The organism is Ruegeria sediminis, from assembly GCF_005938215.1.
In the GTDB taxonomy this organism is placed as follows: Bacteria; Pseudomonadota; Alphaproteobacteria; order Rhodobacterales; family Rhodobacteraceae; genus Ruegeria; species Ruegeria sediminis.
The window spans coordinates 463,138-486,828 of the sequence record NZ_VCPD01000001.1; the positions used below are offsets into that span (position 1 = coordinate 463,138).

At 65.7% G+C, this 23,691-nt stretch carries 17 protein-coding genes; 10 read left to right on the plus strand and 7 right to left on the minus strand.

Annotation, left to right across the window (positions count from 1 at the left end):
* The first annotated feature begins 3 nt into the window (after positions 1-3).
* The 3 genes from FGK63_RS02450 to FGK63_RS02460 all read left to right on the plus strand — a co-directional run bounded on the left by FGK63_RS02450 (position 4) and on the right by FGK63_RS02460 (position 3,413).
* Positions 4-1,677, plus strand: coding sequence for a thiamine pyrophosphate-binding protein (locus FGK63_RS02450; RefSeq protein WP_138840009.1), 1,674 nt, complete (start codon positions 4-6; stop codon positions 1,675-1,677).
* Between the two features lie 2 nt (positions 1,678-1,679).
* Positions 1,680-3,155, plus strand: a complete 1,476-nt coding sequence (gene tcuA / locus FGK63_RS02455) for an FAD-dependent tricarballylate dehydrogenase TcuA (RefSeq protein WP_138840010.1) — start codon at positions 1,680-1,682, stop codon at positions 3,153-3,155.
* A gap of 105 nt (positions 3,156-3,260) precedes the next feature.
* Positions 3,261-3,413 carry a transposase gene (locus FGK63_RS02460; protein ID WP_138840011.1) on the plus strand — a complete coding sequence of 51 codons (153 nt, stop codon included), beginning with the start codon at positions 3,261-3,263 and terminating at the stop codon, positions 3,411-3,413.
* A gap of 135 nt (positions 3,414-3,548) precedes the next feature.
* Here FGK63_RS02460 and FGK63_RS02465 read toward each other — a convergent pair whose 3' ends face one another.
* Entirely contained in the window at positions 3,549-5,831 is a 2,283-nt protein-coding gene (locus tag FGK63_RS02465) for an adenosylcobalamin-dependent ribonucleoside-diphosphate reductase (protein ID WP_138840012.1), read from the minus strand.
* Positions 5,832-5,961: 130 nt separating this feature from the next.
* On the opposite strand from FGK63_RS02465, the gene FGK63_RS02470 reads away from it, so the two are divergent.
* Positions 5,962-6,393, plus strand: coding sequence for a DUF1489 family protein (locus FGK63_RS02470; RefSeq protein WP_138840013.1), 432 nt, complete (start codon positions 5,962-5,964; stop codon positions 6,391-6,393).
* 25 nt (positions 6,394-6,418) lie between these two features.
* On the opposite strand, the gene hisG is transcribed toward FGK63_RS02470, so the two are convergent.
* The 4 genes from hisG to FGK63_RS02490 all read right to left on the minus strand — a co-directional run bounded on the left by hisG (position 6,419) and on the right by FGK63_RS02490 (position 10,652).
* The gene (gene hisG / locus FGK63_RS02475; protein WP_138840014.1) at positions 6,419-7,108 is read right to left on the minus strand and encodes an ATP phosphoribosyltransferase; all 690 of its coding nucleotides are present in this window, start codon (positions 7,106-7,108) and stop codon (positions 6,419-6,421) included.
* Entirely contained in the window at positions 7,105-8,193 is a 1,089-nt protein-coding gene (locus tag FGK63_RS02480) for an ATP phosphoribosyltransferase regulatory subunit (protein ID WP_138840015.1), read from the minus strand. The genes hisG and FGK63_RS02480 overlap by 4 nt, the downstream gene beginning before the upstream one ends.
* On the minus strand, positions 8,193-9,689 hold the full coding sequence (gene hisS, locus FGK63_RS02485) for a histidine--tRNA ligase (RefSeq protein WP_138840016.1): 1,497 nt from the start codon (positions 9,687-9,689) through the stop codon (positions 8,193-8,195). Before hisS ends, FGK63_RS02480 begins: the two co-directional genes overlap by 1 nt.
* Positions 9,690-9,848: 159 nt before the next feature.
* Positions 9,849-10,652 (minus strand): crotonase/enoyl-CoA hydratase family protein, encoded by an 804-nt coding sequence (locus FGK63_RS02490; protein WP_138840017.1) that lies wholly within the window; start codon positions 10,650-10,652, stop codon positions 9,849-9,851.
* Between the two features lie 98 nt (positions 10,653-10,750).
* On the opposite strand from FGK63_RS02490, the gene FGK63_RS02495 reads away from it, so the two are divergent.
* On the plus strand, positions 10,751-10,945 hold the full coding sequence (locus FGK63_RS02495; protein ID WP_138840018.1) for a SlyX family protein: 195 nt from the start codon (positions 10,751-10,753) through the stop codon (positions 10,943-10,945).
* 163 nt (positions 10,946-11,108) lie between these two features.
* Here the strand turns inward: FGK63_RS02495 and FGK63_RS02500 are convergent, their stop codons facing one another.
* Complete coding sequence (locus tag FGK63_RS02500; RefSeq protein ID WP_138840019.1) at positions 11,109-12,524, minus strand: arylsulfatase; 1,416 nt, start codon at positions 12,522-12,524, stop codon at positions 11,109-11,111.
* Between the two features lie 164 nt (positions 12,525-12,688).
* Complete coding sequence (gene dnaE / locus FGK63_RS02505; protein ID WP_138840020.1) at positions 12,689-16,216, minus strand: DNA polymerase III subunit alpha; 3,528 nt, start codon at positions 16,214-16,216, stop codon at positions 12,689-12,691.
* Positions 16,217-16,345: 129 nt separating this feature from the next.
* On the opposite strand from dnaE, the gene FGK63_RS02510 reads away from it, so the two are divergent.
* The 5 genes from FGK63_RS02510 to FGK63_RS02530 all read left to right on the plus strand — a co-directional run bounded on the left by FGK63_RS02510 (position 16,346) and on the right by FGK63_RS02530 (position 23,655).
* Positions 16,346-17,110: a sulfite exporter TauE/SafE family protein gene (locus tag FGK63_RS02510; RefSeq protein ID WP_138840021.1), complete on the plus strand. Its 765-nt coding sequence runs from the start codon at positions 16,346-16,348 to the stop codon at positions 17,108-17,110.
* A 300-nt stretch (positions 17,111-17,410) separates the two neighbouring features.
* Complete coding sequence (gene xdhA, locus FGK63_RS02515; RefSeq protein ID WP_138840022.1) at positions 17,411-18,772, plus strand: xanthine dehydrogenase small subunit; 1,362 nt, start codon at positions 17,411-17,413, stop codon at positions 18,770-18,772.
* Positions 18,769-21,216, plus strand: coding sequence for a xanthine dehydrogenase molybdopterin binding subunit (gene xdhB / locus FGK63_RS02520; protein WP_138840023.1), 2,448 nt, complete (start codon positions 18,769-18,771; stop codon positions 21,214-21,216). The genes xdhA and xdhB overlap by 4 nt, the downstream gene beginning before the upstream one ends.
* A complete protein-coding gene (xdhC, locus tag FGK63_RS02525; protein ID WP_138840024.1) occupies positions 21,206-22,141 on the plus strand; it encodes a xanthine dehydrogenase accessory protein XdhC in 936 nt (311 codons plus the stop codon). The genes xdhB and xdhC overlap by 11 nt, the downstream gene beginning before the upstream one ends.
* The gene (locus tag FGK63_RS02530) at positions 22,138-23,655 is read left to right on the plus strand and encodes an ABC transporter ATP-binding protein (protein WP_138840025.1); all 1,518 of its coding nucleotides are present in this window, start codon (positions 22,138-22,140) and stop codon (positions 23,653-23,655) included. Before xdhC ends, FGK63_RS02530 begins: the two co-directional genes overlap by 4 nt.
* Positions 23,656-23,691: the final 36 nt, after the last annotated feature.

Sequence of the window (23,691 nt, forward strand, 5' to 3'; positions counted from 1 at the left end):
ACCATGACCATCATCAATGGCGGCGAGGCCGTTTGTCGCGTGCTGAAGGCCAACCGCATCGACACCGTATTCGGGCTGCTGGGTGGCTCGATGCTGGAGCTTTACGACGCCATGTATCGGGGCGGCGAAATCTCCTATATCGGCGCGCGGGACGAGCGTGCGGCGGGCCATATGGCCGATGCCTGGGCGAGGATGACGGGCAAGCCCGGTGTCGTCCTTGGCGCGCAGGCGGGGCCGGGCGTGGTCAACATCGTGACGGCAGTGGCCGAGGCGTATCTGGCCTATTCGCCGCTGGTGGTGATTGCCGGCGCCATCACCCGTGCCGATCAGTGCAAGGACACCTTTCAGGAAGTCGACCAGGTGGCCCTGTTCGCGCCCATTTCCAAGCGTTCGGTCATGGTCACCGATCCCTCGCGGCTGGCCCCGATGCTGGAAGACGCGATCCGGCTCGCGAATACCGGCCGCCGGGGTCCAGTGGTGCTGCATGTCCCACGCGATCTCTTTGCCGCCCAAATGCCCGCCATTGATCCGGCCCCGGTCATGATCGCGCGTCCCGGTCCGGCAGCCCCGACAGATGTGCAGGCGATGGCAGCGCTGCTTGCGCAGGCCCAGCGCCCTGTCATCTTTGCAGGCGGCGGCTTCAAGTGGTGTGAGGGGCGCGATGCCCTGACCGAACTGGCGGAAAAGCTCGAAGTGCCCGTCGTCGCCTCGACCGGCCATGCCGACGTGATGCGGCACGGCCATCCGTGGTTCGCGGGCCAGGGCGGGCCGCGCGGCAACCGGGTCGCCAGCCGCCTGACGAAGGAGGCCGACGTGATGGTCGTGCTTGGCGCCAGGCTCGGCTTCAACTCGACCTTCCACTCGAATGACTACGTCGGTGCGGATACCCGCATCGCGCATGTGGATGTGGAGGGCTCTGCCGTGGGCCGGTATTTCCCCGCCGAAATCGCGGCGCAGGGAGATGCCCGTCTGACGGCCGAAGCCCTGGCCGGAATCGCCGCGCGCCCGGACTGTGACGCGTGGCGCGCCGCCTTCCGCGTGGATATGGAAAGCCTGGCCGAAGAACGTGTCGCGGAGGCCGCCCTCGACACATTGCCGATGCACCCCCGGCGCGCGTTGGCCGAGATCCGCGCCGCCCTGCCCGAGGACGCGATCGTCACTCTCGACACGGGCAACACCTGCCTTCAGGCCGCCGACCGGCTGGCCCACTATGCGCCGATGTCGCTGATCACGCCGCTGGATTTCGGTCTGGTCGGGTTCGGACTTGCGGCCGCCATCGGCGCCAAGGCCGCCGCACCAGACCGGCCAGTGGTGGCCGTGATGGGGGACGGCGCCCTTGGCTATACGATGATCGAAATCCAGACTGCCGTTCAGCACAATCTGCCGATCACCATCGTTGTGCTGGACAACCAGGCCTGGGGGGCCGAGAAGGCCTATCAGCAGGAATTCTATGGCGGGCGCCTGCTGGGCGCTGAAATCCAGTCGCCCCGTTATGACAAGTTCGCCGAACTCTGCGGCGGCAAGGGCATCTGGGTCGACGGTCCGGGCGGCATGGGCCCGGCACTGCGCGAGGCCATCGCCAGCGACCAGACCACCGTCATCCAGGCCCGGATCGACCCGGCCGCGCTGATGACGCTTCGCAAGGATCTGTTCAAGGCGCCAAGTAAGGATCAGTGACAATGACGAATTGGGATACGATCATCGTCGGAGCCGGAAACGCCGCATTCTGCGCGGCCCACGCGGCGCGGGAAAAGGGCGCAAGCGTCCTGATGCTGGAATGTGCGCCCGAGGTCGAAAACGGCGGCAACTCGCGCTTTACCGCCGGGGCAATCCGCTTTGCATACGACGGAGTGGACGATATCCGCGCACTTTGCCCGGACCTGTCCGAAGAACAGATCGCGATCACCGATTTCGGCACCTACACCACCGATCAGTTCTTCGACGACATGTTCCGCGTCACCCGTTTCCGCACCGATCCCGAATTGTGCGAGCGGCTGGTGATGTCGTCGCGCGAAACGATGCACTGGATGCGCGACAAGGGCATCCGCTTCATGCCGATCTATGGGCGGCAGGCCTTCAAGGTGGATGGGCGGTTCAAGTTCTGGGGCGGCCTCACTCTCGAAGCCTGGGGCGGCGGCCCGGGCCTTGTCGATGCTCACACCGAAATCGCCAAGGCCAGCGGCGTCGAGATCCGGTACGAAACCCGCGCGCTTGAACTGTTGACCGATGGCCACGCCGCCACGGGCGTCAAGGTGCGGCACAAGGGCGAAATCCACGACCTGCGCGCCAAGGCGGTGGTAATCGCATCGGGTGGGTTCCAGGCCAGCCCCGAGATGCGCACCCGATACCTTGGCCCGGGATGGGAGATGGCCCGCGTGCGCGGCTCGCGCTTCAACACCGGCGAGGGGATCAGGATGGCCATGGCCGCAGGTGCCTCGACCTGTGGCAACTGGTCGGGCTGCCATGCGGTCGGCTGGGACTACAACGCGCCGGAATTCGGCGATCTGGACGTGGGCGACGGGTTCCAGAAACACTCCTACCCCTGGGGCATCATGGTGAACGCCACCGGCCGCCGCTTTGTCGACGAGGGCGCGGATTTCCGCAATTACACCTATGCAAAATACGGCCGGGTTATCCTGAACCAGCCGGACCAGTTCGCCTGGCAGATCTTTGACGCCAAGGTGACGCATCTGCTGCGCGACGAATACCGCATCAAGCGGGTGACCAAAGTCACCGCGCCCACGCTCGAGGAACTGGCGAGCAAGCTGGAAGGCGTCGATCCGCGGGGATTCCTGGACGAGATCCGCGCCTACAACGCCGCGGTGGACACAGACACGCCCTTCGATCCCAACGTCAAGGACGGCCGCGGCACGCGGGGCTTGCCGGTGCCGAAATCGAACTGGGCCAACACGATCGACCAAGGCCCGTTCGAGGCCTATCAGGTCGGTTGCGGCATCACCTTCACTTTCGGCGGGCTGCGCATCGACCCCGACAGCGCCCAGGTACTGGACAACGACCTTTCCCCGATCCCTGGCCTGTTTGCCGCGGGCGAGTTGGTGGGGGGCGTGTTCTTTTTCAACTATCCGGGTGGAACGGGCCTGATCAACGGCTCGGTTTTCGGCCGGCTCGCCGGGGAACATGCCGCAAATCGTTGACATGGCTCCGGTCGTCAGGACATCGCGCCTGGTCCTGCCCCAAGAAACTGGTCCGAGCTGAATGCGAAATCTTGGGTACATTTCTGGCAGGAGAAAGGCGTACCAATGCCGAAGAATCGATTCCGCGATGAACAGATTGCCTGTGCGCTGAAGCAGGCGGAATCCGAAGCGAGGGCCGGCGAGATATGCAGCAACATGGGGATCGCCGCAGCGTCTCTCCATCGCTGGAAGAAGGTCTGCGCCGGGTTGGGTGTTTAAGTGATCCGGCGCCTTCGGTCAGCTATGAATACAAGGGGATTTCGAAGCTTGGGCGTTAATGACCTTGTTTTTGGGCGGCAAAACCGCCCAAATGGGCCTTATTCGCTTGGTATTTCAACAACCACCAGATCGTCGTCAGCCGCACTTGGAATGGCCGCAACTGGCGCATGTCATGCAGCCTTCGACCATGCGCATCTCGTACTGGCCGCAGCTCGGGCAGGGCTTGCCGCGCGGCAGGTCGGCGTTCACCACCTGCGCTTGCGGATCGGACTTGAGGCCCATCCCCTCGCCGTCGAGAAAACCGATGGCGATCAGGTGCTGTTCGATCACGCCGCCAATGGCCGCCAGGATCGACGGGATGTATTTTCCCTTGACCCAGGCACCGCCGCGCGGGTCGAACACGGCTTTCAGTTCCTCGACCACGAACGACACGTCGCCGCCGCGCCGGAACACCGCCGAGATCATGCGGGTCAGCGCCAGCGTCCAGGCGTAATGCTCCATGTTCTTCGAGTTGATGAACACCTCGAACGGCCGCCGGCGGCCGCCGATGATGATGTCGTTGATGGTCAGATAGATCGCGTGTTCGCTGTCGGGCCATTTCAGCTTGTAGGTCGAGCCTTCAAGGGATTGCGGGCGGTCCAGCGGTTCGGACATGTAGATGACGTCGCCGCCATCGAACTCGTGCGGCGCGTCGGCGCTTTCGCCCGGCAGCTTGTCGACGCTTTCCGACACGGTCAGCACCGACCCGGTCACATCATTCGGGCGATAGGTGGTGCAGCCCTTGCAGCCCTGATCCCAGGCCTGCATGTAGACATCCTTGAAATCGTCGAACGAGATGTCCTCGGGGCAGTTGATCGTCTTCGAGATCGAACTGTCGATCCATTTCTGCGCCGCCGCCTGCATCCGGACGTGGTCGGACGGGGTCAGCGTCTGGGCGTTCACGAAATAGTCGGGCAACGCCTTGTCGCCATGCTTGTCCCGCCACATCTGAACCGCATAATCCACCACTTCTTCTTCGGTGCGCGACCCGTCCTTTTGCAGAACCTTGCGCGTATAGGCATAGGCAAAGACCGGCTCGATCCCCGACGAGACGTTGCCCGCATAAAGCGAGATCGTCCCCGTCGGCGCGATCGAAGTCAGCAGGGCGTTACGAATTCCGTGCTCGCGGATCGCGTCACGAACGTCCTCGTCCATCTGCTGCATGGTGCCGCTGGACAAATACTTGTCGGCGTCGAAAAGCGGGAACGCGCCTTTTTCCTTTGCCAGATCGACCGAGGCCAGATAGGCGGCGCGGGCGATCGCGCGCAGCCAGTCCTCGGTCTGACGCGCCGCCTCGTCCGAACCGTAGCGCAGGCCCAGCATGAGCAGCGCGTCGGCCAGACCGGTCACGCCCAGCCCGATCCGGCGCTTGGCCTGCGCTTCGGCGGCCTGTTCCGGCAGCGGGAATTTCGAGACGTCGACCACGTTGTCCATCATCCGGACCGAGGTTGCGACCAACTCCCGCAGCGCCGCTTCGTCCAGATGCGCGCCAGGTTCGAACGGCTGCGTCACCAGCCGTGCCAGGTTGACCGAGCCCAGCAGGCAAGCGCCGTAGGGCGGCAGGGGCTGTTCGCCGCAAGGATTGGTCGCCGCGATGGTTTCGACGTAGCTCAGGTTGTTCGACTGGTTGATCCGGTCGATGAAGATCACGCCGGGTTCGGCATAGTCATAGGTCGCCTGCATGATCCGGTTCCACAGATCCTGCGCTTGGACCGTGTGATAGATCTTGCCGCCGAACTGCAGCTCCCAGGGACCGTCCGCCTTGACCGCTTCCATGAAGGCGTCGGTCACCAGCACCGACATGTTGAACATGCGCAGCCGCGCCGGATCGGACTTGGCCGAGATGAACTGTTCGATGTCGGGGTGATCGCAACGCATGGTCGCCATCATCGCACCCCGGCGCGAGCCCGCCGACATGATGGTGCGGCACATGGCGTCCCAGACGTCCATGAAGCTGAGCGGCCCCGACGCATCCGCCGCCACGCCATGCACGTCGGCACCGCGCGGGCGGATGGTAGAGAAGTCGTAACCGATGCCGCCGCCCTGCTGCATGGTCAGCGCCGCCTCTTTCAGCATGTCGAAGATGCCCGCCATGCTGTCGGGGATCGTGCCCATCACGAAACAGTTGAACAGCGTCACCTGCCGCGCGGTGCCGGCGCCCGCGGTGATGCGGCCGGCGGGGAGGTATTTGAAATCCTCCAGCGCCTCGTAGAATTTCTGCTCCCAAAGCGCCGGATCCTCTTCGGTCCGGGCCAGATCGCGCGCGATCCGCCGCCACGTATCCTCGACGGTCAGATCGATCGGGGTGCCGTCCGCCTTCTTGAAGCGGTATTTCATGTCCCAGATCTGCTCGGCGATGGGGGCGGCAAAGCGGCTCATTCGTTGATTCCCTGTGCTGGAAGAGGAACCCATATTACACCCAATGTGCCGCTCGCCACAACAGCTTGATGAAAAACGTTGGCGCACTACAATATCAAGGTGAACCTCTGGACGACTCTGTGGGGGAGTTGTGGATAACTACGTGAACCTGATCAAGCTTTCGGTCGGATCCGAAAGCGTCGACAGCCTGGCGGAATGGCAGGAAGGCCACCGGCAGCAGTTCGACGACGGCCTGCCCCGTCACATCACGCGCATGTGGCCAAAGCGCGAAAGCGAGATCCTCGACGGCGGCTCGATCTATTGGGTGATCCGGGGCACGATACAGTGCCGGCAGCGCATCCTGCGGTTGGACGAGGTGATCGGCCAGGACGGCATCCGCCGCTGCGCCATCGTGCTGGATCCCGAGCTTCATCGCACCCAGAGCGCGCAGAAACGCCCGTTCCAGGGCTGGCGCTACCTCAAGCCCGAGGACTCGCCGCCGGATCTTCCGAAAGAGCGGGAACAGGACGACGCCCTGCCGGACGAGTTGAACCGGGCGCTGGCGGAAATCGGCGTGTTGTGACGGGCGCGCGCCGACGGCACAACGGTTATTCCAACCGGTCCAGAATGGCGTCAAGGGACTGTTTTTCGGGCGGCTCGTACACGGCGGTGCGGCTGCGCCAGAGCGTCGCCTGAGATTTCAGGATCACACCGTCGCCCAGAATCTTCAGGTGATTGGCCCTGAGCGTCTCGCCGGTCGAGGTGATGTCGGCGATCGCCTCGGCGGTTTCATTCTTCACGGTTCCTTCCGTCGCACCCTGGCTGTCCACCAGCGCGAAATCCGCCACCCCGGCATCGGTCAGAAACTCCCGCACCAGACGGTGATACTTGGTCGCGATCCGCAACCTGTGACCGTGCCGTTCCCGAAAGGCCGACGAGGCGGCGTCCAGATCGTCCAGCGTATCCACATCCACCCAGCAGGCCGGAACCGCGATGATCAGGTCCGCCTGGCCGAACCCCAGGGGCGCGATCTCTTCGACCTGCTGCTCCCAGCGCGGCAGCTTCTCGTGAACCAGATCGGTGCCGGTGATGCCCAGGTGAATCCGGCCCGCGGCCAGTTCGCGCGGGATCTCCCCCGCCGACAGCAGCACCAGCGACACGCCGTCGACCCCGTCCACATGACCGGCATATTCCCGATCCGATCCGGTCCGGGTCAGCGTGATGCCGTGCTTCTCGAACCAGGCGAAGGATTTTTCCATCAGCCGCCCTTTCGACGGCACTCCCAGCTTCAGGCTCATGCCGCGGCCTCCTTGATCTCGAGCATCAGATCCGGACGCAGCACCCCGCCGACCGCCGGGATCTCGGCGCCGTTGCCCAGCCGGCGGGTCAGCGCGTCATAGCGCCCGCCCGTGGCGATCGGGGGCAAGTCGGGACGACGCTCGGCATAGAAGCCAAAGACGAAACCGTCGTAGTACTCCATCGACGTACGCCCGTAAGACGCCTCGAAATCCAGGCTGCCAACATCCACCCCGCGCGCCTGCAGGGCGTCGATCCGCGCCTCCAGCCGGTCCAGCGCCACGGTGATCTGCGGTAGGTCCACAGCGACGTCGCGCAAGTGTTCCAGCGCGAAGGGCATGGTCTCGCGCACCGACAGCAGCGTTTCCAGCCCGGCCAGTTCGTTGTCCGAGATCGGCTCTGCCGCCGCATCGGCGCGCAGGGCCTCGATCCGGTCGGCGATCTCGGCGTTGCTCCGCTTGCCGACGAACGGCACGTCGGTCGCCATAGGGTCTGACGTGGCCAGCAGCGCCGCCCGGGTCGGCGGCGTCTTGGCGCGACCGCCGAACCGGTCCAGCAGGGCGCGGAACCTGCGCGGGCGCCAGATGTGGCGCATCAGCGCGGCCTTGCGCCGTTCGGTGGTGCGCAATCCTTGGACCGCGGCCATGAGAACGCCGATATCGCCGGTCGCCGCGCGCAGCTGGTATCCTTCCAGAGCCTGCGAGATCAGGGCAAAGACCTCAGCATCGGCGGCCGCGGGGTTTTCGCGGTCGAACACCTCGTAACCCACTTGCACATATTCGTTGGCCCGATCCGAGTCATGCTCCTGCCGCCGGAACACCTCGCCCGCATAGGTGTAGCGGGCAGGCTCGGCTCCGTGCTCCATGTGTTTCTGCACCACCGGAACCGTGAAGTCGGGCCGCAGCATCTGCTCGCCCCGCAGGGCGTCCGACGTCACATAGGCGCGGCCACGGATGTTCTCGCCATAGAGATCCAGCAGGGTTTCGGCCGGCTGCAGGATCGGCGTCTCCACCGGCGCGGCCCCGGCCCGTTCGAAATGACCACGCAGCCGGGCGGCCAGTTCGAGTGTCTCGGCGCGGTTCCGCATCAGCCCTGCCCGTCCTGCGTGGCCAGGATTTCGCGCACTTTGGCGACCAGGTCGCCGCGCGGCACTTCAAACTGGCTGGGGAGTTCCTTCCATTCCTCCAACGTGGCGCTTTCCGCGATCTTCGCCCCAAGGATCAGGTCCTTGATCTGCACGATCCCCTTCGCCTTTTCGTCGCCCCCTTCGATCACCGCGATCGGAGAATTGCGCTTGTCCGCGTATTTCAGCTGGTTGCCGAAATTTTTTGGGTTACCCAGATAGACCTCGGCCCGGATGCCGGCGTTGCGCAACTCGGCCACCATTGCCTGATAGTCGGCCATGCGGTCGCGGTCCATGACCGTGACGACGACGGGGCCATGCTCGACGGCCTGGATGCGGCCCTTTTCGCGCAGCGCGGCCAACAGGCGGTCGACGCCGATGGAAATGCCGGTCGCCGGCACTTCCTGCCCGGTGAAACGCTTCACCAAATCGTCGTAGCGCCCGCCCCCCGCGACCGAGCCAAACTGCCGCTTGCGACCCTTTTCGTCGAAAATCTCGAAGGTCAGTTCGGCCTCGTAGACGGGGCCGGTGTAGTAGCCCAGGCCGCGCACCACCGAGGGGTCAATCTCGATCCGGTCGGGGCCGTAGCCGCCTGCATCCAGAAGCGCCGCGATCTGTTCCAGTTCCGCGATGCCCTCTGCTCCGATCCTGCTGTCGCCCACCGCAACACGCAGGTTGGACAACGTCGCCGCGGTATCGCCCGCCTTCGAGGTCAGGAAAGCGACGACCGGGTCGGCCTGATCCTGGCTCAGGCCCACGCCGTCGATATAGGCGCCCGAGGCGTCCAGCCGCCCCTGAGTCAGCAACTCGCGCACGCCCTGCTCGCCCACCTTGTCGAATTTGTCGATGGTGCGCAGCACGGCGTCCCGGGCGTCGGCATCTTCGGCCAGACCCATCGTTTCCAGAACGCCGTTCAGAACCTTGCGGTTGTTGACCCGTACCAGGTAATCACCACGGGGAATGCCCACGGTTTCCAGCGTGTCCGAGAGCATCGCGCAGATCTCGGCATCCGCCGCCATCGAAGCGGTGCCGACCGTATCGGCGTCGCACTGATAGAACTGGCGGAACCGCCCCGGCCCCGGTTTTTCGTTGCGCCAGACCGGCCCCATCGCGTAGCGGCGATAGGGGGTCGGAAGATCGTTGCGGTGCTGCGCGTAGACGCGCGCCAGGGGCGCGGTCAGGTCATAGCGCAGGGCCATCCAGTCGCCCTGACCCTCGTCATCCGCCTCCTGCCAGGCAAAGACGCCGTCGTTCGGCCGGTCCACGTCGGGCAGGAACTTGCCCAGCGCCTCGACGGTCTCCACCGCGCTGCTTTCCAGCGCATCGAAGCCATAGCGATGATATACGCCAGCAATGGTCCGCAGCATCTCGGTGCGCTGCGTGACTTCCGAGCCGAAATAGTCGCGGAACCCTTTCGGCGTGATCGCCTTGGGGCGGGGCTGTTTCTTGGGCTTGGCCATGTCGGGCGTCCTTGCGGGTAGTCATGTTTCGCGCGCGGTCTAGCCCAAGGTCCGCACAGGGGCAAGGCAATGCACCGCCGCAGCGGCAAACGCATCGCCGCACTTTATCTTTTCGGCAAATACTCCCGCCGGAGGCTGCGCATCTTTGATGCGCATTCCTCAGATGTCCGCGAAATCCCCGGAACGCCCCTTGCCCGCCGCGAACCGGGCCGCGCCCGCGCGCCCTTCGGCGGCAAAGGCCGACGCCGAACGCCATTCGCGTCGCAGCGCCGCCGCCAGTTCCGCGGGCGGCATTCGCGCCGAGAGGTGGTCGGCCAGCATGCAGGCCTGTGGGTACCGGAGCAGGTCGTGGGCAAGCGCGGCCGCGGTCTGCAAAGCCTCGCCCTGCGGGCAGGTCCGGTTGGCGAAGCCCATGGCCAGCGCCTCGTCGGCCTCGACCGGGCGACCGGTGAGGATCAGGTCATTCGCCCGCCCCTGCCCCAGGATGCGCGGCAGGCGGACCGTGCCGCCGTCGATCAGCGGCACACCCCAGCGGCGGCAGAAAACGCCGGTGACCGCGCCTTGCGCCATCACGCGCAGGTCGCACCAGGCGGCCAGTTCCATGCCGCCCGCGACGGCGGGGCCTTCGATGGCGGCGATCACCGGCTTGGACAGCATGAGACGCGATGGCCCCATCGGGCCGGGCAGCGGATCGTTCGCCGGGTCGGACCAGTCGGGCGGAATGTCCAGTTCCGCGACCCAACCGTCGGACGCCCCGGAACCTGCTGATTTCAAATCGAAACCTGCGCAGAAACAGCCGCCTGCGCCGGTCAGGATGGCGATGCGCTGGTCGTCCGCCGCCTCGAAGGCCAGGAAGGCGGTGTAGAGCGCCCGCGCGGTTGCGGGATCGACGGCGTTGCGCGCCTCGGGCCGGTCGATGGTGACGGTGGTTATCCCGTCGTCGGTGTCGATGGATACGGTCATGGCTTCCTCCGGCTTCAAGCCTCCGGCCTGTGCCCGGGACTGGCAAGCGTAACGTTGCGCCTATATGAACAAGGTGAACGAGCACAAGGAAGCCCGCCATGCAGCATCTCGAGGAACAGATCGCCCATCTCATCCGGACGGTGGACGAATTGAGCGCCGTGGTCGCAGGTCAGCAGGACGAGATCGACCGGCTGGAGCGGCGGGTGCAGATGCTGATGCAGCGCGAGGCGGCGCGCGATCAGGAGGGCTCGGGCGGGGTGGTGTTCGGCGACGAACGCCCGCCGCATTACTGAGGCCGGAGGGCGTTTCTTCCGTTTTGTACAGGGACGGAGGGCGGGTGTGTCCGTTTTGTACTTCGTTTTTCGGGGCCGAACCGGCACCTTCGGAAAGAACCCGCGGCGGCGGAGCGTCGCCGGATAAGCGTCAACTGTCGGCAATGCGCAACACAGTTGCCAATCAGTTCTTTGGCGGTTCGTAGGGTTCCAACACTCCAAATGGGACTGGCGGCTCTTCCACCAAGGTACTTTCGAACTCCACGATCTTTTCGAAGATCACCGGCAAGATCCAAGTCGCCTCCTCCTGGATTTCGTACTCCTCTTTCGGATCGGTGATCAGATTGAAGACACGTGGTACATTGAGTGGGCGCGGCTCACTGTTCATGTTGTCGAGTTCGATCAGGTGCAGCTTCCAATTGCGCCACTTGTATCCGTAGACATCGTCATTGTTGTAGACAATGAACCCTTCGCGGTTCGACCTGGTCTGTTGTCCCAGAAAGAAATCGAGTTGATCAACACCATCGATGATACGGTCGTCCGGAACCTCATAACCCGCGACGCGACCCAATGTCGGGAGCATATCGACCAGGTGAACGATCTCATTGCTTGTGGTTCCCGCACCTATTCGGCCCGGCCACCTGATGAGGAATGGCACCCGAAGCGATCCTTCCCAAGCCGTGAAATAGGCGCCACGCCACGGGCCTGCCGTGCCGTGCCACGGGCGGAAGTACTCCGGCCCGTTATCGCTCAGCCAGATGACGATTGTGTCATCTTCAATCCCGAGTTCCTCGATTGAGTCGAGGATTTGCCCGGACCTGAAATCGATCTCGGCCAAGACATCTGCATAATGCCCATTGCCGGTGATCCCGTCGAAGTCGGGATGCGGCAGGGTCGGCAGGTGGGGTTGGGTAAAGGGCACAAACGCAAAGAAAGGCTGATCATCCGCGACCGAACGTTTCATGAAATCGATGGCGCGGGCGATTAGTTCGCTGTCAATTTCGCGGCGCGAGGCGATATCGTACGGCTTGACGTCGCGGGGGGACTCGTCGCGTCTGGCCTCTTGGATCATCGGTTGGCCGCTGACCGAGGCGTCAAACTGGAACTGAGAAGAATATTCGGACTCGTCCGTTGTATTTGCGACGCCGTACCATTCGTCAAAACCTTGATCGGTAGGGAAACGCCCGGGTATGTCACCCAAGTGCCACTTGCCGAACATACCGGTCGCGTATCCGGCTTCCGAGAACAACTCGGCCATCGTGATTTCCCAGTTCACCATGCCGTAAGGGACACCCCACACCACTTTGGTCGTTGCCGAGCGGATCGGGCGACGCCCTGTCATCAAGGCCGAGCGACTGGGCGTGCACTGTGGCTCGACATTGAAGTTCAGAAGTCTCATTCCTTCAGCGGCCAATGCATCGAGGCGCGGCGTCGCTGCGCCGCGCAACTCGCCGCCGCCATACACGCCCAACTCGCCCCACCCGAGGTTGTCGACCATCATGAGCACGACATTCGGTTTTTCCGCGCCTTGCGCGATTGCGGCAGAAGGACTGTTTGTGGTGGCGGCCAAAAGAATGGTGCAAAGCAAGAGATTGCGCATCTGTCGCGTCCTATGAAACGATACCGGGATGCGACAAGACTACAGGAACCTGGGTTACAGAAACAAACTAAGTTCAAGAGCGCCGGTGCTTGATCGGAAAAAACGTCTGCGTGGGGCTCAGACCCGCCATCCCGCGCACCTGAAAACAAGGCTGCCGCTGCCGCCTATATCTCCTCGACGTCCAGCACCCCTTCGAGCGATTTGATCGCGCCCTTGATCTGGGGGTTGATGGGGAAATCCTGGCCCAGATCCATTTCCACGTCCCCCGGCAGGCCCGGGTCCAGCAGGCAGAGCTGGATCGGGCCCTTGGCGGAGCCGCGGGCCGCGGTGGCCGCGTCTTCGAGCACCTTGGCCACGGTGGACACGGCGCCGGCGGCGTCGACGAAGACGCGCAGGCCGGTCGCGCCCGCGTCGGCCACGGCGGCGTCGATCGGGCCGACGGACCGGCCCAGAAGCTTCAGCTGATCCGCCTCCATCGTCGCCTCGGCGGTCAGCACCACCTGCGCGCCGGTCTCAAGGAACTCGCGGGACTTTTCCAGCGTTTCCGAGAACAGCGTGACCTCGTAGGCGCCGGTCGGGTCCGACAGCTGCGCGAAGGCGAAGCGGTTGCCACGGGCCGATTTGCGTTCCTGCCGCCCGGACACGACGCCCGCCATCTTGGCGATCAGCGGGCCCGAGCGCGCCCGTTCCGTCACCTCGTCCAGCGTCATCACCTGCTTGCGCTTGAGCGCGGGCATGTAGTCGTCCAGCGGGTGCCCCGACAGGTAGAAGCCGATGGCCTTGAATTCCTCGCTCAGCCGTTCCGCCGGCAGCCAGTCGGGCGTGGGCGCAAGCCGCGGTTCGGGCAGGTCGTCGCCCGCCTCGCCGAACAGCGAGACCTGGCTTGAGTTCTTCTGGTCGTGGATCGCAGCGGAATATTGCACCAGCTGTTCGAGGCTGTCGAACACGCGCCGGCGGTTCGGGTCGAGCTGGTCGAAGGTCCCGGCGCGCGCCATCATCTCGAGCGGGCGCTTGCCGACCTTCTTCAGATCGACGCGGCGGGCGAAATCGAACAGGTTGACGAAGGGCCTGTCGGCACCTTCATTGGCGCTCGCCCCCGAGCGACGCCCGGCGACCACGAGGTTCATCGCCTCGACGCCCACGTTCTTGAGCGCGCCCAGCGCATAGACCAGCTCGCCGTTCACCACGTCGAAGGTCGATTGCGAGCGGTTCACGCAGGGCGGAACGTAGGGCAGGCCCAGCCCCTTGCGGACTTCCTCGAAATAGATCGCCAGCTTGTCGGTCAGGTGGATGTCGCAGTTCATGACGCCGGCCATGAACTCGACCGGGTGGTTCGCCTTGAGCCAGCCGGTCTGGTAGCTGACCACCGCATAGGCCGCCGCGTGGGACTTGTTGAAGCCGTAATTGGCGAATTTTTCCAACAGGTCGAAGACCTCGGACGCCTTCTTCTTGTCCACGCCATTCTCCATGGCGCCCTTTTCGAACTTGGGTCGTTCCTTGGCCATCTCCTCGGCGATCTTCTTGCCCATCGCGCGGCGCAGCAGGTCGGCGCCGCCGAGGCTGTAGCCGGCCATGACCTGCGCGATCTGCATCACCTGCTCCTGGTAGACGATGATGCCCTGCGTTTCCGCGAGGATGTCGTCGATCAGCGGGTGGACCGAAGTGATCTCGCGCAGGCCGTTCTTGACCTCGCAATAGGTGGGGATGTTTTCCATCGGGCCGGGACGGTAGAGCGCCACCAGCGCCACGATGTCCTCGATGCAGGTGGGCTTCATGCGCTTGAGCGCGTCCATCATGCCCGAGCTTTCCACCTGGAACACCGCCACGGTTTTCGCCGCCGAGTAGAGCTTGTAGGTGGCCGCGTCGTCCAGCGGGATGGCGTTGATCTCGTTCACCGCGCCCTCGGGCGGGTCGTAGAGCTGCGTGCCGTCGGCGGCGACGTGCAGGTCGCGGCCGGTCTTGCGGATCAGGTCGACGGCGTTCTGGATCACGGTCAGGGTCTTGAGACCCAGGAAGTCGAACTTGACCAGCCCCGCCTGTTCCACCCATTTCATGTTGAACTGGGTCGCGGGCATGTCCGAGCGCGGGTCCTGGTAGAGCGGCACCAGCCTGTCCAGCGGGCGGTCGCCGATCACCACCCCGGCGGCGTGGGTCGAGGCGTTTCTGAGCAGCCCCTCGACCTGCTGGCCGTAGGTGAGCAGGCGGTCCACCACCTCTTCGTTGCGGGCCTCTTCGCGCAGGCGGGGTTCGTCCTTGAGCGCCTTTTCGATCGAGACGGGCTTGACCCCTTCGACCGGGATCATCTTGGACAGGCGGTCCACCTGGCCGTAGGGCATCTGCAACACGCGGCCGATGTCGCGCACGGCGGCCTTTGACAGAAGCGCGCCGAAGGTGATGATCTGGCCGACCTTGTCGCGGCCGTATTTCTCCTGCACGTAGCGGATCACCTCTTCGCGGCGGTCCATGCAGAAGTCGATGTCGAAGTCGGGCATCGACACCCGTTCGGGGTTGAGGAAGCGTTCGAACAGCAGCGAGTAGCGCAGCGGATCGAGGTCGGTGATGGTCAGCGCATAGGCCACCAGCGAACCGGCGCCCGAGCCGCGCCCCGGCCCGACGGGAATGTCGTTGTCCTTGGCCCATTTGATGAAGTCGGCCACGATCAGGAAGTAGCCGGGAAAGCCCATGCCTTCGATGATGCCAAGCTCGAAATCGAGCCGCTTCTGGTATTCCTCGGGGCTGACCGCGTGGGGGATCACCGAAAGGCGCTGCTGCAGCCCCTCGTTGGCCTGCCGCCGCAGTTCCTCGACCTCGTCATCGGCGAATTTCGGCAGGATCGGGTCGCGCTTGCTGGCCATGAAGGCGCAGCGGCGGGCGATTTCCACGGTGTTCGCGATCGCCTCGGGCAGATCGGCGAAGAGCGTCGCCATTTCCTGCGGCGACTTGAAATAGTGCTGGGCGGTCAGGCGGCGGCGGCCTTCCTGCTGATCCACGTAGGCGCCCTCGGCGATGCAGATCAGCGCGTCATGCGCCTCGTACATGTCGGGGGTCGGGAAATAGACGTCGTTGGTGGCCACCAGCGGCAGGTTCCTGGCATAGGCCATTTCGACATGGCCGCGCTCGGTCAGGCGTTCGGCGTCGGGCTGGCCGTCCTCGCCGGGATGGCGCTGAAGCTCGACGTAGAGCCGGTCGGGGTACGTTGCGGCGAGCCGGTCCACCAGCGCCTCGGCCGCCGGGCGCTGGCCCTGCTGCAGCAGGCGGCCCACCGGCCCGTCCGGCCCGCCGGTCAGGCAGATCAGCCCGGCGGAATGCTGTTCCAGTTCCTCGAGCGTGACCTGAGGCAGCTGCCCGCCCTTGTCCACGTAGAGACAGGTGTTCAGCTTCATCAGGTTCTCGTAGCCGGTCTCGGACTGGGCCAGCAGCACCACCGGCGCGGGCGGTTTCGGTTTCTCGCCGGGCTGCGCCTCGAGATAGGCGAGGTCTACCTGGCAGCCGATGATGGGCTGGATGCCCGCGCCGCTGGCGGTCACCGAGAATTCGAGCGCCGCGAACATGTTGTTGGTGTCGGTCACCGCCACCGCCGGCATGTCCAGCTTTTCGCACAGGCCGGGCAGCTTTTTCAGCCGTATTGCGCCTTCGAGAAGCGAGTATTCGGTGTGGACGCGGAGATGGATGAATCGGGGCTCGGTGCTCATGTCCGGCACGATAGGCGATCCGCAGCCGCGCCGCCACGGGCGGACCTGCAAAAAGGAATTTTTCCCTGTTGAACGGCGCAGGCAACCACTCTAACTCTCTGGCGCACAGCCGCATTTTCGGGGCACTCCTTGGACTCGTTCCTGACCTTTCTCGCCGTTGGTTTCGTGGCACAGCTTGCCGATGGCGCGTTGGGCATGGGCTTTGGCGTCATCTCGTCCTCGGTGCTGCTGTTCCAGGGTTTCCCGCCGCCGCTGGTCTCGGCCAGCGTCAATGCCGCCAAGATCCCGACCGGGTCGATGGCGGGGATTTCGCACGCGCTGAACGGCAACATCGACTTTTCGCTGTTCCGCCGCCTTGCCCTGTCCGGCATGGCGGGCGGCATCGTCGGCGCGCTGATCCTGGGCGAGTTGAAACGGCCGTTCCTGACGGTGCTGATCGCGGCCTTCCTGATCGGGATCGGCAGCCTGATCCTGTGGCGCGGCATCACCGGCCGCGCGCCGCGCCTGCTGGCCACGCGGCGGATGTCGGTGATCGGCGCCGCGGGCGGCCTGATCGAAGGCATCGGCGGCAGCTGGGGGCCGATCGTCACCAGCAGCCTGATCGGTTCCGGGACCGAGCCGCGGCGGGCCATCGGATCGTCGGCGCTGGCGGAACTGGTGGTCAGCGCCATCGTCTTCGCGGTGCTGCTGATGACGTTTCAGGCCGGGCATTGGGGCGGCGACCGGGCGCTGTCCGACGTGCTGATGCCGGTTGCCGGTCTGGTCGCCGGCGGCGTTCCCGCGGCCTTCATCGGCGGCCGCCTTGCCGCCGTCGCGCCGAAACGCCCGCTGACCATCGCCGTCGGCCTGCTGGCGCTTGGAATCGGGCTGCAGCGGCTTTCGACGTTGATCTGAAGGCGATTGCGCCGAAAATATGCAGGGATTTTAAACTTTTTCCGAAAAGTGCTTCCAAGCGATGCCCCGCAAACCGGGTATCTGCGCGGAATTCCTTGTGAATCCGAGGAATTTTTCGTCACGGAATGGGAAAAAAGCGCGGTTTCGACCGCCAGACGCCCGAAACCGCGTCGGTTTTTCTTGCCATGTCGCGCCCGTGCTTTCTAACCTTGAAGCAACAAACAAGGCCCGCGCCCCTTCTACGTCGCATCGGGGGGGCGCATTCCGGGGCCCAACGGGGTAACGCGACGGGTTTCACAAATGAAGATCACGTTTCTTCTGAACGGAGAGACTGTGGAGTTGGCGGATGTGCCGCCGACTGCAACGCTGCTGGATTGGCTGCGCGAAGAGCGCGGGCTGACCGGGACCAAGGAAGGCTGCAACGAGGGCGACTGCGGCGCCTGCACCGTCATGGTGACGGACCGGGACGGGGCCAAGGCGCTGAACGCCTGCATCCTGTTCCTGCCGCAGCTGCATGGCAAGGCGGTCCGGACGGTCGAGGGCGCAAGCGGACCGGACGGGCAGATGCACCCGGTGCAGCAGGCGATGGTCGAGCATCACGGGTCGCAATGCGGGTTCTGCACGCCCGGTTTCGTGATGTCGATGGTGGCGGCCCATGCGAACGGCGCGACCGATCACGACACGCAACTGGCGGGCAACCTGTGCCGCTGCACCGGCTATGCGCCGATCATCCGCGCGGCTGAGTCCGTCGAGGCGCAACCGGTTCCGGTCTGGGTCAAGGACAAGCCGGCCGCGGCCGGGGCCGCCTCGCCCATGCTGCCGCGCTCGGGCGATGAGCTGGCCGAGGTCTATGCCGCCCATCCTGATGCCACGCTGGTGGCGGGGGCGACGGATGTGGGTCTCTGGGTCACCAAGCAGCTGCGCGATCTGGATCCGGTGATCTTCCTGACCGGCTGCGACGATCTGAAGGCGATCGAGGTGGGGAAGGACGAGGTGCGCATCGGCGCGATGGCGGACATGAACCGCCTGGGCGCGGCGATGGCGGATCTGCATCCCTCTTACGCCGAGATGATCCGGCGCTATGCCAGCGTGCAGGTGCGCCACGCGGCGACGGTGGGCGGCAACATCGCCAACGGCTCGCCCATCGGGGACAACCCGCCGGCGCTGATCGCGCTGGGGGCCACGCTGCACCTGCGCAAGGGCGATGACCGCCGGTCGCTGCCGCTGGAGGCGTTCTTCCTCGACTACGGCAAGCAGGACCGCGCGCCGGGGGAATTCGTCGAGGCCGTCAGCTTTGCCCGGCAGGACGACCGGCTGAAATGCTACAAGCTGAGCAAGCGGTTCGATCAGGACATCTCGGCGGTGTGCGGCTGTTTCAACATCGTGGTTGCCGAGGGCGCGGTCGCAGAGGCGCGGATCGCGTTCGGCGGCATGGCCGGGATCCCGAAGCGCGCGGCGAATGTCGAGGCGGCGCTTGTGGGCCGGCCGTGGACATATGAGGCGGTGCATGCCGCCCTGCCCGCCTTCGGCGCGGATTTCACGCCGATGACGGACATGCGCGCCTCGGCCGAATACCGGCTGGAGACGGCCCGGGCGATGCTGGAGCGGTACTTCGCCGAGGATCAGGGCGAGATCACCAACGTGCTGGAGGTGTCGGCATGACCGTGAGCAAGCCCCTACCCCATGACGCGGCGCCGCTGCACGTCTCGGGCACGGCCCGCTACGTGGACGACATCCCGGCGCCCAAGGGCACGCTGCACCTGGCCTTTGGCCTGAGCCCGATCGCCAAGGGCCGGATCACCGCGATGGACCTGTCCGACGTGAAGGCGGCGCCGGGCGTGGTCATGGTGATGACCGCCGGGGATCTGCCCTTTGCCAACGACGTCTCGCCGTCGATCCATGACGAGCCGCTGTTGTCGGACGGGGCGGTGAACTATGTCGGGCAGCCGGTGTTCCTGGTCGTGGCGACCAGTCATCTGGCGGCGCGCAAGGCGGCGCGGCTGGGCAAGGTCGAATACGACGAAGAGACGCCGATCCTGACCATCGAAGAGGCGCTGGCCGCCGACAGCCGGTTCGAGGAAGGGCCGCGGATCTACCGGAAGGGCGACGCCGAGGCGGCGATCGCCGGTTCCGCGCATGTGATCGAAGGCAGCTTCGAGCTGGGCGGGCAGGAGCATTTCTACCTCGAGGGGCAGGCCGCGCTGGCGGTGCCGAACGAGGGCGGCGACATGCTGGTGCATTCCTCGACCCAGCACCCGACCGAGATCCAGCACAAGGTGGCCGATGCGCTGGGCGTGCCGATGCACGCCGTGCGGGTCGAGACCCGGCGCATGGGCGGCGGGTTCGGCGGCAAGGAAAGCCAGGGCAACGCGCTGGCGGTGGCCTGCGCGGTTGCGGCGCGGGCGACGGGCAAGTCCTGCCGGATGCGGTACGACCGCGACGACGACATGGTGGTCACAGGCAAGCGGCACGCCTTCCGCATCGCCTACCGCGCCGGGTTCGACGCGGAAGGGCACATCCAGGGCGTGAGCTTCCTGCACCACGCGATCTGCGGCTGGGCGCAGGACCTGTCGCTGCCGGTGGCCGACCGGGCGATGCTGCATTCGGACAATGCCTACCTGCTGCCGGCCGCGCGGATCGAAAGCCACCGGCTGAAGACCAACACCCAGTCCGCGACCGCGTTCCGCGGCTTTGGCGGGCCGCAGGGCATGGTCGGGATCGAGCGGGTGATGGATCATGCGGCGCATGTGCTGGGGCTGGACCCGGTCGAGTTGCGGCGGCGGAACTACTACGAGGCGCCGGCGGAGGGGGGCTCTGCCCCCCGGCCTGCGGCCTCCCCCCGGAGTATTTCTGAAAAGGCGAAGCGCGGGGAGCCGGTGCAGAGGGTCGATCCGCAGGACGACCTGACCAGCCTCGGCAATGTCAGGCAGGTTTCCAGCCCGCCGCCGGTCCGGCCGGTGCCGCAGGGCGGCAACACCACGCCCTACGGCATGGAAGTGACCGATTTCGAGCTGCACGGGATGACCGAGGCGCTGCTGGAGTCGAGCGACTATGCGGCGCGCAAGGCGGCGATCGAAAAGTGGAACGCCGGGAACCGGGTGATCAAGAAGGGCATCGCCTTTTCGCCGGTGAAGTTCGGCATCTCCTTCACGCTGACGCATCTGAACCAGGCCGGCGCGTTGGTGCATGTCTATCAGGACGGGTCGGTGCATCTGAACCACGGCGGCACCGAGATGGGACAGGGCCTGTTCCAGAAGGTGGCGCAGGTGGCGGCAAGCCGTTTCGGCATTCCGCCGGAAATGATCCGGATCACCGCGACCGATACGGCCAAGGTGCCCAATACCTCGGCCACCGCGGCGTCCTCGGGCAGCGACCTGAACGGCATGGCGGTCAAGGCGGCCTGCGACACGATCCGCGACCGCATGGCCGAGTTCCTGGCCGAGCGGCATCAGGCGGAGGCCGGATCGGTGCGCTTTGCCGACGGGCATGTGGAGGTGGGCGAGGCCCGCTACAGCTTTGCCGAGGCCGCGGCGCTGGCCTATCAGGGCCGGGTCAGCCTGTCGGCCACGGGGTTCTACAAGACGCCCAAGATCGAGTGGGACCGGATCAAGGGCCACGGTCGCCCGTTCTTCTACTTCGCCTATGGCGCCGCCGTCACCGAGGTGGCGGTGGACACGCTGACCGGCGAGAACCGCATCCTGCGCGCGGATATCCTGCATGACGCGGGCGCGTCGCTGAACCCGGCGCTGGACATCGGCCAGGTCGAGGGCGGCTATGTGCAGGGCGCGGGCTGGCTGACCACCGAGGAGCTGGTCTGGGACGACAAGGGGCGGCTGCGCACCCACGCGCCATCGACCTACAAGATCCCGGCCTGTTCCGACCGGCCGGACGTGTTCAACGTCGCGCTGTGGGATGCCGAGAACCGAGAGGACACCATCTATCGCTCGAAGGCGGTGGGCGAGCCGCCCTTCATGCTGGGCATCTCGGCCTGGCTGGCGCTGTCGAACGCGGTGGCGGCCTGCGGCAACGGCTATCCGGCGCTGAACGCTCCGGCCACGGCCGAAGAGGTCTGGAAAGCCATCCGGAGGGTTCGCGATGGGATTTGACCGGGAGACATTGCGGGAGGCGGTCGAGACCCACGGGCGCGTGGTGCGCGTCGTCATTGCCGCGATCCGGGGATCGTCCCCGCGCGAGGTCGGCGCGGCGATGCTGGTTTGGGAGAACGGGCAGTCGGGCACGATCGGCGGCGGCACGCTGGAATACCAGGCGGCCGAGGCGGCGCGGCGGCAGATGGTTCCGGCACGGCTGAGTCAGCACGCGCTGGGACCCGATCTGGGCCAGTGCTGCGGCGGGGCGGTCACGTTGCTGAGCGAGGTCTACGATCTTGCGGCGGTCGGGGCGCTGGACGAGACGGTCGTTGCGCGGGCGGTTTCCGGCGGCGGGATGCCGTTGACGGTGAAGCGCCTGCTGGCGCGGGCGCGCGGCCAGGGCCTGCCGCCCGAGCCGCAGCTGATCGACGGCTGGATGGTCGAGCCGGTGCACAAGCCGGGCCGCGCGTTGTGGATCTGGGGCGCGGGCCATGTGGGGCGGGCTCTGGTCGGGGTGCTGTCGCCCCTGCCCGATTTCGCGATCACCTGGGTCGATACCGGACCCGAACGGTTTCCCGATGCGGTGCCGGGCGGCGTGACGGTCGTCCCCGCGGCGAAACCCGCCGAACTGGTGCGCCACGCCCCGCGCGACGCGGAACACCTGGTGCTGACCTTTTCGCACAACCTGGACCTGGAACTGTGCAACCGGCTGCTTTCGCACGATTTCCGCTTTGCGGGCCTGATCGGCTCGGCTACGAAATGGGCGCGGTTCCGGTCCCGGCTTGCCCCGCTGGGCCATCCGCCCGGGCGGATCGGCCGGATCACCTGCCCGATCGGCGACCCGTCGCTGGGCAAGCATCCGCAGATGATCGCGGTCGGTGTCGCGGCAGAGCTGCTGCGCCACGCCCGGCAGAACGAACAGAAGAAGGACCTGAGCGCGTGACCACCCCACTTCTGAGCCTGCAAGGGCTGACCAAGGCCTATCCCGGCGTCGTGGCCAACGACAACGTCTCGTTCGATATCGGCGAGGGCGAGGTCCATGCGCTGCTGGGCGAGAACGGCGCGGGCAAATCGACGCTGGTGAAGATGATCTACGGGCTGGTGAAGCCCGACAGCGGCACCATGCTGCTGCGCGGACAGCCCTATGCGCCGCCCGAGCCGCGCGCCGCGCGGGCGGACGGGATCGCGATGGTGTTCCAGCATTTCTCGCTGTTCGACGCGCTGAACGTGGCCGAGAACATCGCGCTGGGAATGGAGAACCCGCCGCCGATGGGCGATCTGGCCTCGCGCATCCGGGAGGTGTCGGAAACCTATGGCCTGCCGCTGGATCCCTATCGGACGGTCGGCGACCTGTCGGCGGGCGAGCGGCAGCGGGTCGAGATCATCCGTTGCCTGCTGCAGGATCCCAAGCTGCTGATCATGGACGAGCCGACCTCGGTGCTGACGCCGCAGGAGGTCGAGATCCTGTTCGAGACGCTGCAGAAACTGCGCGCCGAGGGAACCTCGATCCTGTACATCTCGCACAAGCTGGAGGAGATCCGCACGCTGTGCGATCACGCCACCATCCTGCGCCTGGGCAAGAACGTCGGGGAATGCACGCCGCGCGAGACTTCGGCACGCGACATGGCGGAACTGATGGTGGGCACGGCCCTGCAGACGCCGCAGCGCGCCGGGCGGGACTTCGGCGAGGTGGCGCTGGACATCAGCGGGTTGTCGGTACCCTCGCCCACGGAATTCGGCACCGCGCTGAAGAACGTGCATCTGACCGTTCGCAAGGGCGAGGTGCTGGGAATCGGCGGCGTGGCCGGCAACGGGCAGGACGAGCTTTTGGGCGTGCTGTCCGGCGAGATCCAGACTGCGGCGGACGCCGTCAAGATGGCCGGGCAGCCGGTCGGGCGGCTGGGCCCGACGGCGCGGCGCCGGCTGGGCCTGCTGACCGCGCCCGAGGAGCGGCTTGGCCACGCGGCGGCCCCGGACATGAGCCTGACGGAGAACGCGCTTTTGACCGGATCGGTGCGCGAGGGGCTGGAGAGCAACGGTTTCCTGAAATGGAACGACACCCGCAGCTTTGCGGAACGGATCATCAAGGCCTTCGACGTGCGCACGCCGGGGCCCGAGAACGCGGCGCGGTCGCTGTCGGGCGGCAACCTGCAGAAATTCGTCATCGGCCGCGAGGTGCTGCAGAACCCGGAGGTGCTGGTCGTCAACCAGCCGACTTGGGGCGTGGATGCGGCCGCGGCCGCGGCGATCCGGCAGGCGATCCTGGACCTGGCCTCGAAAGGGGCGGCGGTGGTCTGCATCAGCCAGGATCTGGACGAGCTGATGGAAATCTCGGACAGCTTCGCGGCACTGAACGAAGGACGCCTGAGCGCACCGCGCCCGACCACGGGACTGACGGTGGAGGAGATCGGCCTGATGATGGGCGGCGCACATGGCATGGAGGTGGCGCATGTGTGATCCGCAGGGCCGTGAGTATTTGGAAAAAGATGAAGA